Source organism: Streptomyces lasalocidi (assembly GCF_005280215.1).
GTDB lineage: Bacteria > Actinomycetota > Actinomycetes > Streptomycetales > Streptomycetaceae > Streptomyces > Streptomyces longwoodensis.
The window spans coordinates 621,610-638,770 of the sequence record NZ_SZNQ01000001.1 but is presented as its reverse complement, the minus strand read 5'-3'; the positions used below and the strand labels follow the sequence as shown (position 1 = coordinate 638,770).

Here is a 17,161-nt window from a genome sequence, read left to right as displayed (position 1 = left end):
CACCTGGAAGGACCACGTCCATGCGCCTACTCCTGATGTTCAGGAGCGCTTGCGTCATGGTGCTCGCAGCCGTCGTGGCGTTCGTCGCGCCGGGTACCGCCGGCGCCGACACCGTCATCACGACGAACCAGACGGGCACGAACAACGGCTACTACTACTCGTTCTGGACCGACGGCGGCGGCCGCGTCTCCATGAACCTCGGCTCCGGGGGCAACTACAGCACCTCCTGGAGCAACAGCGGCAACTTCGTCGCCGGCAAGGGCTGGAGCAACGGCGGCCGTCGCGCGGTCACCTACTCGGGCACCTTCAACCCGTCCGGCAACGCCTACCTGGCGCTGTACGGATGGACCTCGAACCCGCTCGTCGAGTACTACATCGTCGACAACTGGGGCACCTACCGGCCCACCGGCACGTTCATGGGCACCGTCACCAGCGACGGGGGGACGTACGACATCTACAGGACGACCCGGTACAACGCCCCGTCCGTCGAGGGCACCCGCACCTTCGACCAGTACTGGAGCGTCCGGCAGACCCGGCGCACCGGCGGGACCATCACCACGGGCAACCACTTCGACGCCTGGGCCCGCGCCGGCATGAACCTCGGCAGCTTCAACTACTACATGATCCTCGCGACGGAGGGCTACCAGAGCAGCGGCAGCTCCAACATCACGGTCGGCGGCACCGATTCGGGCGGCGGCGGCGGTGGTGGAGGTGGAGGTGGCGGCGGCACCGGCACCGGCACCTGCTCGGCGACCCTGTCGGCGGGTCAGCAGTGGAGCGACCGGTACAACCTCAACGTCGCGGTCTCGGGCTCCAGCAACTGGACCGTGACGATGAACGTCCCCTCCCCGGCGAAGGTGCTGTCCACCTGGAACGTCAGCGCCAGCTACCCGAGCAGCCAGCAGCTGGTCGCCAAACCCAACGGCAGCGGCAACACCTGGGGCGTGACGATCCAGCACAACGGCAACTACACCTGGCCCACCGTCTCCTGCAGCGCGAGCTGACCCCCCCCGACCCCCGGCCGAAGGAACCCTTCCCATGGCACGCAGACAGCGCACCGCGCTGCGCACCCTGCTCTCCACGCTCGCCGCGGCCGCCCTGGCCGCCGCGGGCACCCTCACCGTCGGCGCGGCCCCCTCGCAGGCCGCCACCTGCAACGGGTACGTCGGCCTCACCTTCGACGACGGCCCGTCCAGCACCACCCAGTCCCTGCTCAACGCCCTCAAGCAGAACGGCCTGCGGGCCACGATGTTCAACGAGGGGCAGTACGCCGCCGCCAACCCGTCCCTGGTGCGGGCCCAGGTCGACGCCGGGATGTGGGTGGGCAACCACAGCTACACGCACCCGCACCTGACCCAGCTCGGCCAGGCGCAGATCGACTCCGAGATCTCCCGGACCCAGCAGGCCATCGCCAACGCGGGCGGCGGCACGCCGAAGCTGTTCCGCCCGCCGTACGGCGAGACCAACGCGACGCTGAAGTCCGTCGAGGCGAAGTACGGCCTGACAGAGATCATCTGGGACGTCGACTCGCAGGACTGGAACGGCGCGAGCACCGACGCCATCGTGCAGGCCGCCGGCCGGCTCACCAACGGCCAGGTGATCCTCATGCACGACTGGCCGGCCAACACCATCGCCGCCATCCCGCGCATCGCCCAGGGACTGGCCGCCCACGGCCTGTGCGCGGGGATGATCTCCCCGCAGACCGGCCGCGCGGTGGCCCCCGACGGCGGCTCGGGCGGCGGCGGTGGCGGCGGTGGCGGTACCGGCACGTGCACGGCGACCCTGTCGGCGGGGCAGCAGTGGAGCGACCGGTACAACCTCAACGTCGCGGTCTCGGGTTCCAGCAACTGGACCGTGACGATGAACGTCCCGTCCCCGGCGAAGGTGCTGTCCACCTGGAACGTGAGCACCAGCTTCCCGAGCAGTCAGGTGCTGGTGGCGAAGCCCAACGGCAGCGGCAACACCTGGGGCGTGACGATCCAGCACAACGGCAACTGGACCTGGCCCACCGTCTCCTGCAGCGCGAGCTGACCGACCGGTGCGGCGGTCACCGCCGCCGCACCCCGACCACCGGGGCGGCACGGACGAGGGGTCCGTGCCGCCCCGCGCGCGTGCTCAGCGGCACGCGCCCGTCGAGGGCCCGGCTCCGGGCGCCGCCGCGGCGGGCTCGCCGAGCGCCGCGGCGGCCGTGCGCCAGGCCTGCGTCACCGCGGCCCGCGCCTGCCCCGTGCGCGCCCGCCGGTCGCCGGCCAGGACGACCGGGCGCCCCGCGTGCACGTGCAGCCGCGGCCGGCGCAGCGGTGCGGTGACCAGCCCCGCCACCTGCTTGACCGTCCCGCCGGACGTGATGCGCCGGGCGCCCGCCTGTCCGACCGGGACCACCGGCGCCCCCGTGCGTTCGGTGAGCCGGGCCAGTCCGCTGCGGAAGGCGCGCGGTGCCTCCTCGGCGGCGTCCCCGCGGACGGGCAGGCCGCCCTCGGCGTAGATCAGGACCAGCCGGCCCCGCTCCAGCGCCCGGGCGGCGAGGTCGAGGGCGTGCGCGGCGCGGCGGTCGCGGCGGTGGACGGGGATGTGCTCCTCCCGGGACAGCAGCCGGCCCAGCAGCGGCACCCGCCACAGTCCGGCCGTCGCCATCACGACGGGCCGCACGTCCAGCCGGTGCAGGGCCGCGAGCACCACCGCGGGGTCGGCGAGCGAGGTGTGGTTGGCGACGACGACGCTGCCCGGCGCGAACGCGGCGTCGGCGTCCGTGGTGACGGTCAGGCGGCCGGCGGCCGGGGTGAGCGCGTCGGCGAGACGGCTGAGCATGTGGTTCTCCCGTTCCCTGTCCTGGTGCCCCCATCGTCGCCGGGGGCGGCCGGACGGGCCTGAGTACCCGTACTCAACCGGCCGCCGCCAGGCGGGAGATCCGTGAAGTCGAGGGTGGTCGGGCCGGGCAGACCGTGACGACACGCGCGGGGCAGCCGTTGAACCACGCATGAGCACAGCCCGACACACGGTCGCCGCCCCGCCGCTGCCCCGCCCCGGACAGGACCACGGACCCGGCGCCGGGCCCGAGCGCCCGGCGGCCGCGCAGGAGCACTGGCTGGAGTACGAGGGTTTCCGGTACGTCTGCCGCGTGGCGACGTCCCCCGCGCCGGTCACCGAACCGCTGGTGGTGATCGGCGGCATGATGCAGGACCGCAACTCCTGGACCACGCACGAGCGGCCGCTGCGCGCGCATGCCTCCGTGGTCACGGTCGAGCTGCCCGGCTTCGGCGCGGCCGACCCGCTGCCCGCCGAGTACGGCTACGACTTCCTCGCCGCGGCCCTCGGCCACCTGTTGACCGAGCTGGACACCGGCCCGGTCAACCTGCTCGGCACCTGCTATGGCGGCGCGGTCGCGCTGCGCTGCGCCCAGCGGTACCCGCAGCACGTGGCCCGGCTGATGCTGGGCGCGATGACGGGCGAACTGCCCGCGTCCTACCTGGAAATGATCCCCGAGTGGCGCAGGCTGGTCGCCGAGGACCGGCGCGGGGAACTCGCCGACAGCCTGCTGTCCACGTTCGTCGTGGCGCCCGACAGCCGCATCCACCGCCACGCGGCCGTGTGGCGGATGCTGAACCACCAGTTCCGCACGCAGACCCCGGACGACCTCGCGAAGGCCTGCGATCACAACGCCCGTATGGAGCGGCACGCCTGGCGCCGTCCCGGGGTCCCGGCGGTGCCGACCCTGGTGTACACGGGCGAGCACGACCACCTGACCACACCCGCCCAGGGGCTGCGGCTCGCCCGTGAACTGCGGGCGCCGTTCGCGACCCTGCGCGACGCCGACCACATGTTCCCGCTGGAGCAGGTCGCCGCCCACGTCGACCTCATCCGCAGCTTCTGCGGCGACCACCCCCTGACGGGGCTGCCGTACCTCGGCGCGCTGGAGTACCCCGAGGGCCAGGACCCCCTCTGACGCCCAGGGCGGCGCCGCCGCCCGCGCGGTGACGAGGCGTCCGGCCGGGCCGTGACGGCGCGACGCCCCCGCACCCGGGTGGGCGCGGGGGCGTCGGGACGCGGGCGGGACCGCGGGTCAGGGCTTGCGGGCGAGTCCGCCGTGCTCGGCGACGACCCCCGGGACGGGGGAGCCGGGGTCCGGGCGCCACTGGGTGACCGGGACCACGCCGGGCTCGACCAGCTCCAGGCCGTCGAAGAACGAGGCGATCTGCTCGACCGTGCGCAGGTTGTACGGCACCGCGCCGCTCCGGTTGTAGCCCTCCTGGGCCTCCTCGAAGACCGGGTCGATGCCCAGGGAGCCGTCGTTGACCATGAGGTAGCTGCCCGACGGGAGGGCGCCCACCAGCCGGTCCACGATCGAGCGCGCCTGCTCGTAGTCGGCCACGTGGCCCAGGATGTTGCTGAGGATCAGCGCCGTGGGGCGGCTGAGGTCCAGCGTCCTGGCGGCGGACTCCAGGATGACGTCCGGCTCGGTCACGTCGGCGTCGATGTACGCGGTCGCGCCCTCCTTGGAGGAGTACAGCAGGGCACGGGCGTGGGCCAGGACCATCGGGTCGTTGTCGACGTAGACGATCCGCGACTCGGGGGCGAGCCCCTGGGCGACCTCGTGGGTGTTCTCGGCGGTCGGCAGCCCCGTGCCGACGTCGAGGAACTGACGGATGCCGGCCTCCTCGACCAGGTGGGTGATGGTGCGACGGAGGAAGGCCCGGCTGCTGCGCGCGATGGTGACGATGCCGGGGAAGACCTCGGTGTACGCGTCGCCGGCCTCCTCGTCCACCGGGTAGTTGTCCTTCCCGCCCAGCCAGTAGTTCCAGATACGGGCGGAGTGCGGCACCGACGTGTCGATCTTCTGGTGCGTCGCGGTGCCGGGCGTCGTCGCGGGGTCGGTCATGAGTCGTGTCCGTCTTTCGGCCGAGGCTGGATCCTTGCCTGCCCAACCTACTGGCGAACACCGCGGTCCCACACATCAGTTCGCCTTTCCGGCGGGTCGCCCGGCATCCGTCCGGGGCTGGCGTGCCGGGCCCGTGGGGCCGGGCGGTAGCCTTGCGGGGCAGTCGCGTTGACAGTCCACCAGGTCCGACGGCTCCCGCGGTGCCTCGCGGACGCCGCCCCGGTCCCCGTCCCTACCGAAGGCCCGTCACCCTTGTTCAGCCAGACCCCGATCTACGACCGTCTCGTCACCGAACGCGGTGACATCCCCACCCAGGTCCGCGCCGAGGCGGAACGGATCCAGCGCGAGCTCGGCCGCATCATGGCCGCCCCGCTGTCCGCCGGTCTGCCCGCACAGCAGTCGCTGCCGCCCGCCCGCGGGTTCCTCCCCTTCGGCACCCTGTAGCGCCCCGGGTCACGTCCGGGGCGGCTGCCACTCGACCATGACGATCGTCGCGTCGTCGCGCAGCCGGCTGGTCTCCACGTCGAGGATCGAGTGGATCAGCCGCCGCAGCGTCTCGGACGCCAACTCCCCGGCCGCGGTCGCCCGGATGACGTAGTCGGCGAACCGCTGGAGCCCGAACAGCTCGCCGTCGCGGGTGCGGGCCTCGGTGACCCCGTCGGTGTAGAACAGCACCCGGTCGCCGGGCTGGAGCGGCGCCTCGTGCACCTGCCGCGGGCGGTCGGTCAGCAGGGACGGCAGACCGAGCGGGGGGTCGGGCTCCCGCTCCAGCGCGTCCTCGATCAGCCGCTGGTCGCGGATCAGCAACGGCGCCGGGTGCCCGCAGTTGCTCCACCGCAGCACCCCCGTGGCGAGGTCGATCTCGGCCAGCACCGCCGTGCAGAACTGGTCCGGCAGCCACTCCGTCAGCGCCTCGTCGACGCTGGACACCAGCTCCGGCAGCTCGGTGCCGCACCGCCGGGCGTTGCGGCACGCCGCCAGCGACACCGCGCTGGTCAGCCCGGAGGCCAGGTCGTGGCCCATGGCGTCCAGCACGGTCGCGTGCAGCGTCGTCTCGGTCAGCGCGTGGTCGAAGGCGTCCCCGCCGAGCTCGTACGCCGGCTCCAGCACCGCCGTCGACACCACCGTGCCGTCGCCGATGGTCCGCGGCGGCAGGAACGCCCGCAGCATCTCGGCGGGCAGCCGCATCGGTTCGGTGCGGGCACGCCGTACGTAGGTGTCCTTGAACGCGCGCCGTGAGGTGACCATCATCGCCACCAGGGTGGCCAGCGCCCGGCCGCGGCTCAGCGCGCCCGCGGTGAGGGTGGGGGTGTGCACCGCGAGCACCCCGAGCCGCTCGGCCCCGTCCACCAGGGGGAACCACGCGGTCAGCGTCCCCGCCTCGGACGACTCCACCCGCAGCGACTGCGTGCGGTACGCCCACCCCGCCAGCGACTCGTCGACGGGCAGCGAGGACGTCACGTCCGTGAGCGGCACCAGGTGGCGCTGCTGGATGTCGACCAGGTAGGCCACGGCGTGCGGCAGCCCGAGGGCCCGGGTGCAGCGGGCCAGGGCGGTGGCGAGGCCGACGGTCCGGTTGGCGGGGTCGGCCAGGAACTCCTGGAGCAGGTCGTCACCGGTCTCCGGCATCACCACACGGACTCGCCTCCTTCGGCAGCGCGCGCCACGGCGGTCGGGGGACCGCTGCGCAGCAGTCTCACACCGGGCCGGGGCCGCCGCAGTGCGGACGCCTCCCTGCCGGGTGACCCCGGGCCCGCGCGCCACCGGTGGCGGTCCCGCCTGGTCGGGGTGGCCCGCCGGTGCGAGGCTGGAGGGACAGGGGCCCCAGGAGGAGCCGGGAGAGCCGATGGGACGAGACGTTCCGGCGCTGGTCTTCACCCGTGAGGACCGCCGCCGGTACCGGATCAAGATGCAGGAGTGCCTCGACGCCTTCGCGCAGATGCTGCGCGAGGCACGCTTCGACGCGGCACGCCCGCAGGTGGGCCTGGAGATCGAGCTGAACCTGGTCGACGACCGGGGCGAGCCCGCGATGCGCAACGTCGACGTGCTGGAGGCCATCGCCGACCCCGCCTGGTCCACCGAGCTGGGCCGGTTCAACCTGGAGATCAACGTTCCGCCCCGCCGGCTCGTCGCGGGCGGCCCCGACGCCTGGGAATCGGAGATCCGCGCCGCGCTCAACCACGCCGACGACCGCGCCCGGTCGGTCGGCAGCCACCTGATCATGATCGGCATCCTGCCGACGCTGCGCCAGCAGGACGTCGGCGAGGGGGCGCTGTCGGAGAACGCCCGCTACCGCCTGCTCAACGACCAGGTCTTCGCGGCCCGCGGCGAGGACCTGCTGATCGAGGTGGACGGGGAGGACCGGCTGCGCACCTACGCGGACACCATCACCCCCGAGGCCGCGTGCACCAGCACCCAGTTCCACCTCCAGGTCTCCCCGCAGGAGTTCGCCCCCTACTGGAACGCCGCCCAGGCGATCGCCGGGGTGCAGGTGGCGCTCGCCGCCAACGCGCCGTTCCTGTTCGGCAAGGAGCTGTGGCACGAGACCCGGATCCCGCTCTTCGAACAGGCCACCGACACCCGGCCGCAGGAGATCAAGGTGCAGGGCGTGCGGCCCCGGGTCTGGTTCGGCGAACGCTGGATCAACAGCGTCTTCGACCTCTTCGAGGAGAACGTCCGGTACTTCCCCGCGCTGCTGCCGCTGTGCGACGACCAGAACCCCGGGGAGACCCTGGAGCGCGGGGACGTCCCGGAGCTGTCCGAGCTGACCCTGCACAACGGCACCATCTACCGCTGGAACCGGCCGGTCTACGCGATCGCCCACGACAAGCCCCACGTGCGGGTGGAGAACCGGGTGCTGCCGGCCGGCCCCACCGTCGCCGACACCCTCGCCAACGGCGCCTTCTACTACGGCCTGACCCGCGCGCTGGTCGAGGAGGACCGCCCGGTGTGGTCGCGGATGTCCTTCTCCGCCGCCGAGGACAACCTGCACGCGGCCGCCCGCCACGGCATCGACGCCCGCCTGTACTGGCCCGGCACCGGCGAGGTCCCGGCGAACGAGCTGGTGCTGCGCCGCCTGCTGCCGCTCGCCCACCAGGGCCTGGAGCGTTCCGGCATGGACGAGGCGTGGCGCGAGCCGCTGCTCGGCATCATCGAGCAGCGGTGCGTCACGGCCCGCAACGGCGCGGTGTGGCAGAAGGAGATGGTCCACCACATCGAGTCCCGCGCCCACTGCGGCCGTCACGAGGCGCTGCGCCGCATGACCGAGCAGTACATCGCCTACATGCACCTCAACGCCCCGGTGCACACCTGGCCCGTCGAGTGAGGCCGGCCGGCGGGCCCGCGCCGGTCAGTTGCCGCTCCCGAGCGTCTGCGTGGTGTAGGCGCACTCCGTGTAGACGTAGCCGGGGGACAGCTTCGCGGTGTCGGACGCGGGGGTGGCGGAACCGGCGCCGTTCGGCTTGTGCAGGAAGTAGACGGTGCCGGCCGGCAGGCTGATCGTGCGCTGCGGGTAGGAGCGGCCGCCCTGGCACGGCTTGAACGTCGGCGAGAGCGTGGAGCCCAGGGAGTACGCGGTGCAGCCCGGGCAGCCCTTCAGGGTGAAGCTGCCGGTGACGGGGCCGGTGTAGAGGACGGTGACCGGATCGGGGCTGTCATTGCGGACGGTGACGGCGATGCCGCCGCCGCTGCGCGTGGTGGGCAGCCGCTTCCCCGCGGCCGGCACGGTCTGCGCGATCTCGGCGGCGATCGCGATCTTCTGGGCCAGGGCCCGGTTCCGGTGCTTCGGGTTCGCCTTCACGAAGTCGTCCATCGTGCTCTGTGCGGCCTCGAAGTCACCGTCGCGGTACTGGTCGACGCCGCAGGCGTACGTCCCCGAGTCCGCCGAGGCCGTCGCCCGCCGGGCCTCCGCGCCGAGCGCGTCGCCGGTGTCCGCGCCGCCCGCCGTGATGCCCTCGATGTCCGTCCCGAGCGCGCGCAGCCGGTCGATCGCCCCGCACGGGTCCGTGCCGCCGAGGCCGGCGGCCGCCCGGGTGACCGCGGCCGCGACGGCGGGCCGCACCTGGGCCGCCTGCTCCGACTGCGGGAACGTGGTGAGCAGTTGCCCGAACTGCTGCGGCCAGGTGGACTGTCCGCCGCTCAGCCCGCTCGAGGCGCACGCGTACAGCGACGCGGCCAGCCGGTCGTCGGGCCAGGACGCCAGCTCGCCCAGGCGGGTCCTCGGCATGTGTCCGGGCACCGTGCGCAGGTAGGTGAGCGGCGCGACCGCGTCGCAGTACTGCCCCTGGGCGTAGGGGGCGCCGACGGTCGTGTAGTACGTCCGCATCCGGGCCGGCACCTGACGGGCGGCCCGGGAGCCGGGGTGCGCGGCGCTGAGGTCCTCGTAGGCCGCGAGGGCCCGCCGGTAGTCGGACTCCCCGCTGCCGAACGCCTTCTGGCCGGCCGCGGCGACCAGCCGGTCGGCCCGCTCCAGCCGGTCGAGCAGCATCTGCTGGACGGCCTCGTCGCGGGCGCTGTCGTACCACACCACGCCGCCGGCCGGCACGGCGAGCAGCACCAGGCCGAGGGCGAGCGCGAGCGGCGCCGGGCCGGGGCCCGACAGCCGGGTGCGCAGACCGACGCGCGCGCCGTGCGCCGCCGCGGCGAGCAGGAACAGGGCGTACAGCACGAGCGCGGCCACCGGGACACCGCCCGGGTCGGCGGGCAGCGCCACGAACAGCAGGACCCCGGTGGCGAGCCAGCACAGCGCCACGAGCGCCCAGCGCCGCACCACCGCGTACCCGAGCCCCAGGCCGCCGAGGTTGAGCACCGCTACGGCGAGGGCCCGGACGGGGTCGGCCGGCGCCGGTGGCGGCGCCGAGGGCATCGGTGGGACGAAAGGCTGGCCGTACGTGCCGTCATACATGCCGGACCGACCCTCGGACATGGCTGGCTCCCCCCGTAACTACGCCCGCACGCCGCAGACTTGGCAGTGTACGGGCACCCGCGCGCGGGCGACAGGGAGTCCGGGGCGCGCGGGTGGGCGGGGGGAGGGCGCGACCGCCGTGCGGTCGGCGGTGCGGTCAGCCCGGCAGCTTGGCGCGGGCCGCGCCCACGGCGGCCGCGGGACGCGCGGTGGCCCGCACCGACCGCTGGACCAGCCGCGCCTCGCGGCGGACGCTCCGCGCCGCGTGCCGGCCGCGCCACGCCAGGGACGGGTTGCCGCCCGTGTCCGCGGCCGCGATGAGCAGGCCGCCCAGCATCGAGAGGTTCTTCAGGAAGTGCAGGCGCTGCTGGGTGCGCTCCTCGGCGTCCTCCGCCTCCCAGAACCGGTGGGCCGCCCAGGTGGTGGGCACCAGGGTCGCGGCGAGGGCCAGCGCCGCCACCCGCGGGACCCGGCCGGTCGCCAGCAGCAGTCCGCCCGCGACCTGCACGGCCCCGGTCAGGCGTACGACGTCCTCGGTCCGGTCGGGCAGCGCCGTCACCTGGTCGGTGACGGGGCGGACGACGGGCTCGGCGACCGGCGAGACCTGCTCGGGGGCGCGCAGGGACTGCAGGCCGCCGGACACGAACATCGAGGCCAGCAGAGGACGACCGACCAGGCGCAACAAAGTCATGGGCCTTCTCCAGAGGGTTGACCGGATGGTGATGGAGCGTGGCCACCGGGTTCCCCGTCCGCGGACGGGCCAATCGGCGCCGCGCCCGGCACGCCGTCCGCCCGGACGGCCGGGTGAGGGGCGCGGGATGCGGGGCACGTGTGTGCCAGCAGCCGCAGCAGTGCGGACCGACGACGTGGACGGGAGTGGGGGCGTGGCGGAAGCCGATGCCGATGCGTTCATGCACCGGCTGGATCCGGAGATGTGTGTGGTCACCGCGGCGGCGGGGGAGGAGCGGTCGGGATGCCTGGTGGGCTTCTCGTCGCAGTGCTCCCTGCGGCCGGTGCGGTTCGTGGTGTGGCTGTCCAAGGCGAACCACACCTTCGGCGTGGCCCGGGACGCCGACGTCCTCGCGGTGCACCTGCTCGGCCGTGACCAGCACGGACTGGCGGAGCTCTTCGGCGGGGAGACGGGCGACGAGGTGGACAAGTTCGCCGGTGTGCGGTGGAAGACCGGGCACGGCGGGGCGGTCGTCCTGCCGGACGCGGCCGCGTGGTTCGTCGGCGAGGTCGTGCAGCGCGTCGACGGCGGTGACCACCTGGGGTTCGTGCTCGACCCGGTGCAGTGGGACACCGGTGACCGGGCGGGCGGCCCACTGCTGCGCCTGGGTGACGCCCACGACATCGACCCCGGTCACCCCGCGGAATGACGGGGCGGCCGGGGCCGGGGGCCGGTCGGGTCAGGCGGTGTGCAGCGCGCCGCGCAGGACGGTCACGGCCTGGGTGATGGCGGCGTCGGCGGCGTGGGTCTCGCGCAGGGCGTTGAGCATCACGAAGTCGTGGATGACGCCCTGGTAGCGGACGGCGGTGACGGGGACACCGGCCTGGCGCAGCTTGTTGGCGTACGCCTCGCCCTCGTCGCGCAGCACGTCGGCCTCGCCGGTGACGACCAGGGCCGGGGGCAGCCCGGTGAGCTGCTCGACGGTGGCGCGCAGCGGGGAGGCGGTGATCTGCGCGCGCTCGGCCTCGTCGGTCGTGTACTGGTCCCAGAACCACTGCATGGCGTCGCGGCGCAGGAAGTAGCCGGTGGCGAACTGGTGGTAGGACGGGGTGTCGAAGCTCGCGTCGGTGACCGGGTAGAACAGCACCTGCTGGACCAGCGGCACGTCGCCGCGCTCCTTGGCCATGAGGGTGAGGGCGGCGGTCATGTTGCCGCCGACCGAGTCACCGGCGACCGCGAGGCGGCCGGCGTCCAGGCCGTTGGCGGCGCCCTCGCGCACGATCCACTGGGCGACGGTGTAGTTCTGCTCGATGGCGACCGGGTAGCGGGCCTCGGGGGAGAGGTCGTACTCGGGGAAGACCACGGCGGCGTGCGCGCCGACGGCGAGTTCGCGGACCAGGCGGTCGTGGGTGTGGGCGTTGCCGAAGACCCAGCCGGCGCCGTGGATGTACAGCACGACCGGGAGGGTGCCGGTGGCGCCGGCGGGCCTGACGATGCGGGCGCGCACGCTGCCGGTGGGACCGCCGGCGACGGTGATCCACTCCTCGTCGACCTCGGGCTCGGCGATGTCGCCGGACTGCACCTCGTCGACCGCCTTGCGGCCCTCGACGGGTCCCAGGTCGAACAGGTACGGCGGGTTGGCGGTCGCCTCGGCGAACGCCTGGGCGGCGGGTTCGAGCACGGGGCGGGGAGCGGTGCTGTCGGTCATGGCGATCTCCTCGGATCGGTGCCGCGGGCGAGCTCGGCCGACGGGGGTCCCGGCGGGAGCGGCGACAGCAATAAAGTAGCGTGCGATTAGATCGTGCGCAACTAAAGTTCGGGCGATAGAATCGGGAGCACCCCGACGTTAGAGTGGCGACCCCCCGTGAACCGTCCGTGAACAGGAGCCAGCCATGAACCCAGTGCCGTCCGACCCGGCCGAGGGCTCGCTGCTCCTGGACGACCAGCTCTGCTTCGCCCTGTACGCGGCCTCCCGGGCGGTCATCGCCCGCTACCGCCCCCTGCTCGACGAACTGGGGCTGACCTACCCGCAGTACCTGGTGCTGCTGGTGCTCTGGGAGCAGGACGAGATCTCCGTGCGGGAGCTGGGCGCCGCCCTGCAACTGGAGTCCAGCACCCTCTCCCCGCTGCTCAAGCGCCTCGAGGCGCACGGTCTGCTGCGCCGGGAGCGCCGCAGCGACGACGAGCGGTCCGTCGCCATCCGGCTCACCGGCACCGGCGCCGCACTGCGCGAACGGGCCCGGGCCGTACCGCTCGCCATCGGCGACGCCATGGGCCTGACCCGCGAACAGGACGCCCTGGCCAAGCAGTTGCTGCGCCTGCTCACTGAGAACGTCACCACCCGCTGACCCCGTGCCCGCGCCGTCCCCCCGCCTCCGCCGCGTCGCCGTCCTCGTCCTCGACGGCGCCAAGCCCCTGGACGTCGGCATCCCCGCCCAGGTGTTCACGACCCGCGCGAGCATGCCGTACGAGGTCCGCGTCTGCGGCGCGGCGCCCGGCCTGGTGACCGGCGGCGACGGGCTCGCCTACCACGTGGCCCACGGCCTGGACGCGCTCGCCTGGGCCGACGTGGTCTTCATCCCCGGCCACCGCTTCCCCGACCGCGACGACCCGCCGCCCGCCGTGGTCGACGCGCTGTGCGCCGCCCACCGGCGCGGCGCGCGCCTCGCCGCCATCTCCACCGGCGCCTTCACCCTCGCCGCCACCGGTCTCCTCGACGCCCGGCGCGCCACCACCCACTGGCACTACACCCGGGCCCTCGCGGCGAAGTACCCGCGCGTCAACGTCGACGAGAACGTGCTGTTCGTCGACGAGGGCAGTGTGCTGACGTCGGCGGGCGCCGCCTCGGGCATCGACCTGTGCCTGCACATCCTGCGCGGCGACCTGGGCGTCGCCGCCTCCAACCACGCCGCCCGGCGCCTGGTCGCGGCCCCCTACCGCAGCGGCGGCCAGGCGCAGTACGTGCCGCGCAGCGTGCCCGAACCGCTCGGCGAGCGGTTCGCCGCGACCCGCGAGTGGGCCCTGCGCCGCCTCGGCGAACCCCTCACGCTGGAGGCGCTGGCCGAGCACGCGGCGGTCTCGCCGCGCACGTTCTCCCGGCGCTTCGTGGAGGACACCGGCTACACGCCCATGCAGTGGGTGATGCGCGCCCGCATCGACGCGGCCCGCGAGCTGCTGGAGCGCTCGCAGCTCGGCGTCGAGCAGATCGCCACCGACGTCGGCCTCGGCACCGGCGCCAACCTGCGCCTGCACTTCCGGCGCATTCTCGGCACCACGCCCAGCGAGTACCGGAGCACCTTCACCCGCGGCGAATGACCCGGCCGCACCACCCGGCCGGCACCTCCCGCACCACCACCGACCAGGACTTCCCGCCGCGGCACCGACGTCCGGCTCCCCCGGGGGAGCCGCGCGGGGACACCGGCCGGCCACCCCGCCGTGCCCGCGTCGCCGCCCGCCCGTCACCCCTGGCGCGATCCTTGCGAACCATGGCGATCGCGCCGCTGGCCCGCCCGCGCGGCCCGCGCGAACCTGGTGGGGAACCGAAGGGACACCACACTCATGACGCGTATCGCCATCAACGGATTCGGCCGCATCGGACGCAACGTGCTGCGCGCCCTGCTGGAGCGCGACAGCGCCCTGGAGGTCGTCGCGGTCAACGACCTCACCGAGCCCGCCGCCCTCGCCCGGCTGCTGGCCTTCGACTCCACCGCCGGCCGCCTGGGCCGCCCGGTCACCGTCGACGGGGACACCCTCGTCGTCGACGGCCGCCGCATCCGCGTCCTCGCCGAGCGCGAGCCGGCCCAGCTGCCCTGGGCCGAGCTGGAGGTCGACCTGGTGCTCGAGGCCACCGGCCGCTTCACCGCCGCCAAGGCCGCACGCGCCCACCTCGACGCCGGCGCGCGCAAGGTGCTCGTCAGCGCGCCCTCGGACGGCGCCGACGTCACGCTCGCGTACGGCGTGAACACCGACACCTACGACCCGGACGTGCACACGGTCGTCTCCAACGCCTCCTGCACCACCAACGCGCTGGCCCCGCTCGCCGCGGTGCTCGACGAACTCGCGGGCATCGAGCACGGGTTCATGACCACCGTGCACGCGTACACCCAGGAGCAGAACCTCCAGGACGGCCCGCACCGCGACCCGCGCCGCGCCCGCGCCGCCGGCGTCAACATCGTGCCGACCACGACCGGCGCCGCCAAGGCGATCGGCCTCGTGCTGCCGAACCTCGACGGCAAGCTGTCCGGTGACTCGATCCGCGTGCCGGTCCCGGTCGGCTCGATCGTCGAGCTCAACACGACCGTCTCGCGCGACGTGACCCGCGAGGACGTGCTGGCGGCCTACCGCACCGCGGCCGAGGGGCCGCTCGCCGGCGTCCTCGAGTACTCCGAGGACCCGCTGGTGTCGTCGGACATCACCGGCAACCCCGCCTCCTCCATCTTCGACTCGGCCCTCACCCGGGTCGACGGCCGCCACGTCAAGGTCGTCGCCTGGTACGACAACGAGTGGGGCTTCTCGAACCGCGTGATCGACACGCTGGAGCTCCTCGCCGCCGGCTGAGCGACGAAGGCGGCTGCGCGCCGCCCACGAGGTGCCCACGGCTCCGTTCCCCCTCAGGGGAGCGGAGCCGTGCCGCGTCCGCCGCCCTCTCCCGCCGGTCGTCACCTCACCGCCGTCGTCGTACGGGCATACCGGCGCACCCGTGGGGCCGTCCCGTGGGTGAACGGCCGTCGGGCCGGTCCGGGCGGCCGACCGCCCGGACCCCCGGCGGTGAGTCGGCCCGGTCGGGCGGGGATGACCGACCCGCCCCCGGCGACAACGGGGAGCGAGGCGTGCGAGTGACAGGACACGAACGGGGATCACGGGGACGGCGCGCGGGACGGCCGGAGCGCGCACTGGACCCCCAGGCCGGGCCGGTGGCCCGGTTCGCGTGGGAGCTGCGGCAGTTGCGCACCCACGCGGGCGCGCCCAGCTACCGGGTGCTGGCCCAGCGCGCCCACTACGCCGCCAGCACCCTGGCGGAGGCGACGAAGGGCAGCCGGCTGCCCACCCTCGACGTCGCGATGGCCCTCGCCGAGGCGTGCGGCGGCGACCGCGAGGAGTGGGCGGCCCGCTGGCACGCCGCGGCCGCCCGCGGCCGGGCCGAGGCACGGCACGCCCGGGGGACGCCGCAACCGGCGCGGCCTGCGGCACCGCGGTGCCCGTACCCGGGGCCGCGGCCCTTCACCGCGGACGACGCGCCGTACTTCTTCGGCCGCGAGGAGCCGCTCCGCCGCCTGGCCCGGCTGGTGGCCACGGGGGAGACCCCCGGCCCGGTGCTGCTGACCGGCCCCTCGGGCAGCGGCAGGACCTCCCTGCTGCACGCGGGCCTGCTGCCCGCCCTCGGCCCGGACTGGCACCACCTCGCCCTCCCGGCGTCCCGCGATCCCCTTGCCGAACTCGCGCAAGCGGTTGGGGCGTTGAGCGGTGAGGCGCAACCCGGGTCGCTGCGCGCGGAGTTCGGCCACGACCCCGGGGCGCTGTGCCGGGCGCTGGGCGGGCTGCTGCGGAGCCGGCCGCCGGGCACCCGGGTGCTGGTGACCGTCGACGCGCTGGACGACGTCTTCGCCCGCACCGTCCCCGCCGCCGAGCGCGACGCCTTCCTGGCCCAGCTCGCCCACGCCGCGGGGGCCGGTGACGACCGCCTGCGCGTCGTCGTCGCGCTGCGGTCCGGCGCCCGCCTCCCGGGCCCGTGGGCCGAGGGCGCGGCCCGGCTGCCGCTGGAGCCCCTGGGCGCCGAGGAAGTGCGCCGGGCCGTGCTGGGCCCCGCCGAGGCGGCCGGGCTCACGGTCGAACCCGCCCTGCTGGACGCCCTCGTGACGGACCTGGCCGGGCGACCCGGCGCCCCGGCCCTCCTGGCGGCGGCCCTGCACCGCGCCTGGGCGCGGCGCACCGGCGACGTGCTCCGGCTGTCCGGCCACCTCGCCGCCGGGGACGCCGGCGCCACGGTGACCGGGGGAGCCGAGCGGGTGTACGACGCCGCCCCACCGGACGAACGGCGGCTCCTGCGCGCCCTGTTCCTCCGCCTGACCGCCCCGGGCGACGGCGCCGACGACGCCCCGCGCCGTGTCCACCGGGACGAACTGCGCGGTCTGGCACCGCGCGACGACCTCGACCGGCTCCTCGGCGAGCTGGCCGCCGCCCGCGTCGTCGTCCTCGACGAGGACACGGTCGAGCCCGCGCACCCGGCCCTGGTCACCGCCTGGCCGAGGCTGCGTCACTGGCTGACCGACGACCGCGACGGCCTGCGCACCCACCGCCGCCTGACCGGGGCCACCGCCCACTGGTGCGCGTCGGACCGCCACCCGGGCGCGCTGTACCGGGGCGCGCGACTGGCCGCCGCCCAATCCTGGGCGCGGCGGCACCCGGACGACCTCAGCACCCGCGAGCGCGCCTTCGTCACCGCCTCGCGCGCGGCCGAGCGCCGCCGCCGGTGGGCCGTGGCCCTGCTCGTGGCCGTCGCGAGCGTACTGGCCGCACTGGCCGGAGCCCTGGCACTGCACGCCCTCCTCACCGACCACGACACGACGAACGGCCGCCGGGGCGGGTCCCGCACCATGACCGGCACCACCTCCCACGCGGCCCACCGGGCGCCGGTCCGGCCGGCCCCGGACAACACCCCCGCCGGAACACGACAACCCCGCTGACCGGCGCCGACGCATTGTCGGGTTGTCCA

General features: G+C 74.6%; 16 protein-coding genes. 10 read left to right on the top strand and 6 right to left on the bottom strand.

Annotated elements, in window-relative coordinates:
• Positions 1–20: 20 nt before the first annotated feature.
• Both E4U91_RS02665 and E4U91_RS02660 read left to right on the top strand, forming a co-directional pair.
• Entirely contained in the window at positions 21–1,004 is a 984-nt protein-coding gene (locus tag E4U91_RS02665) for a glycoside hydrolase family 11 protein (RefSeq protein ID WP_137305021.1), read from the top strand.
• A gap of 34 nt (positions 1,005–1,038) precedes the next feature.
• Complete coding sequence (locus E4U91_RS02660) at positions 1,039–2,031, top strand: polysaccharide deacetylase family protein (RefSeq protein ID WP_137305020.1); 993 nt, start codon at positions 1,039–1,041, stop codon at positions 2,029–2,031.
• An 84-nt stretch (positions 2,032–2,115) separates the two neighbouring features.
• On the opposite strand, the gene E4U91_RS02655 is transcribed toward E4U91_RS02660, so the two are convergent.
• Positions 2,116–2,808, bottom strand: a complete 693-nt coding sequence (locus tag E4U91_RS02655; RefSeq protein WP_137305019.1) for a lysophospholipid acyltransferase family protein — start codon at positions 2,806–2,808, stop codon at positions 2,116–2,118.
• A gap of 169 nt (positions 2,809–2,977) precedes the next feature.
• On the opposite strand from E4U91_RS02655, the gene E4U91_RS02650 reads away from it, so the two are divergent.
• A complete protein-coding gene (locus tag E4U91_RS02650; protein WP_137305018.1) occupies positions 2,978–3,943 on the top strand; it encodes an alpha/beta fold hydrolase in 966 nt (321 codons plus the stop codon).
• Between the two features lie 117 nt (positions 3,944–4,060).
• Here the strand turns inward: E4U91_RS02650 and E4U91_RS02645 are convergent, their stop codons facing one another.
• On the bottom strand, positions 4,061–4,876 hold the full coding sequence (locus E4U91_RS02645; RefSeq protein ID WP_137305017.1) for an SAM-dependent methyltransferase: 816 nt from the start codon (positions 4,874–4,876) through the stop codon (positions 4,061–4,063).
• Between the two features lie 252 nt (positions 4,877–5,128).
• Here E4U91_RS02645 and E4U91_RS02640 point away from each other — a divergent pair, with 252 nt between their 5' ends.
• Complete coding sequence (locus E4U91_RS02640; RefSeq protein ID WP_067228283.1) at positions 5,129–5,320, top strand: hypothetical protein; 192 nt, start codon at positions 5,129–5,131, stop codon at positions 5,318–5,320.
• A 9-nt stretch (positions 5,321–5,329) separates the two neighbouring features.
• Here E4U91_RS02640 and E4U91_RS02635 read toward each other — a convergent pair whose 3' ends face one another.
• Positions 5,330–6,505, bottom strand: coding sequence for a PP2C family protein-serine/threonine phosphatase (locus tag E4U91_RS02635; protein ID WP_137310633.1), 1,176 nt, complete (start codon positions 6,503–6,505; stop codon positions 5,330–5,332).
• A gap of 217 nt (positions 6,506–6,722) precedes the next feature.
• Here E4U91_RS02635 and E4U91_RS02630 point away from each other — a divergent pair, with 217 nt between their 5' ends.
• Positions 6,723–8,201 carry a glutamate-cysteine ligase family protein gene (locus E4U91_RS02630; protein ID WP_137305016.1) on the top strand — a complete coding sequence of 493 codons (1,479 nt, stop codon included), beginning with the start codon at positions 6,723–6,725 and terminating at the stop codon, positions 8,199–8,201.
• Between the two features lie 24 nt (positions 8,202–8,225).
• Here E4U91_RS02630 and E4U91_RS02625 read toward each other — a convergent pair whose 3' ends face one another.
• A complete protein-coding gene (locus E4U91_RS02625) occupies positions 8,226–9,800 on the bottom strand; it encodes an outer membrane protein assembly factor BamD (protein WP_174867741.1) in 1,575 nt (524 codons plus the stop codon).
• A 136-nt stretch (positions 9,801–9,936) separates the two neighbouring features.
• Entirely contained in the window at positions 9,937–10,470 is a 534-nt protein-coding gene (locus E4U91_RS02620; RefSeq protein ID WP_137305015.1) for a DoxX family protein, read from the bottom strand.
• Between the two features lie 220 nt (positions 10,471–10,690).
• Between E4U91_RS02620 and E4U91_RS02615 the strand changes: the two genes are divergently transcribed.
• Positions 10,691–11,158: a flavin reductase family protein gene (locus E4U91_RS02615; protein ID WP_168218237.1), complete on the top strand. Its 468-nt coding sequence runs from the start codon at positions 10,691–10,693 to the stop codon at positions 11,156–11,158.
• A 30-nt stretch (positions 11,159–11,188) separates the two neighbouring features.
• Here E4U91_RS02615 and E4U91_RS02610 read toward each other — a convergent pair whose 3' ends face one another.
• Positions 11,189–12,157 carry an alpha/beta hydrolase gene (locus tag E4U91_RS02610; protein ID WP_137305013.1) on the bottom strand — a complete coding sequence of 323 codons (969 nt, stop codon included), beginning with the start codon at positions 12,155–12,157 and terminating at the stop codon, positions 11,189–11,191.
• Between the two features lie 184 nt (positions 12,158–12,341).
• Between E4U91_RS02610 and E4U91_RS02605 the strand changes: the two genes are divergently transcribed.
• The 4 genes from E4U91_RS02605 (at position 12,342) to E4U91_RS02590 (ending at position 17,132) form a co-directional block, all read left to right on the top strand.
• Positions 12,342–12,797 (top strand): MarR family winged helix-turn-helix transcriptional regulator, encoded by a 456-nt coding sequence (locus E4U91_RS02605; RefSeq protein ID WP_174867740.1) that lies wholly within the window; start codon positions 12,342–12,344, stop codon positions 12,795–12,797.
• A 4-nt stretch (positions 12,798–12,801) separates the two neighbouring features.
• The gene (locus E4U91_RS02600; RefSeq protein WP_137305012.1) at positions 12,802–13,764 is read left to right on the top strand and encodes a GlxA family transcriptional regulator; all 963 of its coding nucleotides are present in this window, start codon (positions 12,802–12,804) and stop codon (positions 13,762–13,764) included.
• 243 nt (positions 13,765–14,007) lie between these two features.
• Positions 14,008–15,006, top strand: coding sequence for a type I glyceraldehyde-3-phosphate dehydrogenase (gene gap / locus E4U91_RS02595; protein ID WP_137305011.1), 999 nt, complete (start codon positions 14,008–14,010; stop codon positions 15,004–15,006).
• A 356-nt stretch (positions 15,007–15,362) separates the two neighbouring features.
• The gene (locus E4U91_RS02590; RefSeq protein WP_137305010.1) at positions 15,363–17,132 is read left to right on the top strand and encodes a helix-turn-helix domain-containing protein; all 1,770 of its coding nucleotides are present in this window, start codon (positions 15,363–15,365) and stop codon (positions 17,130–17,132) included.
• Positions 17,133–17,161 lie beyond the last annotated feature (29 nt).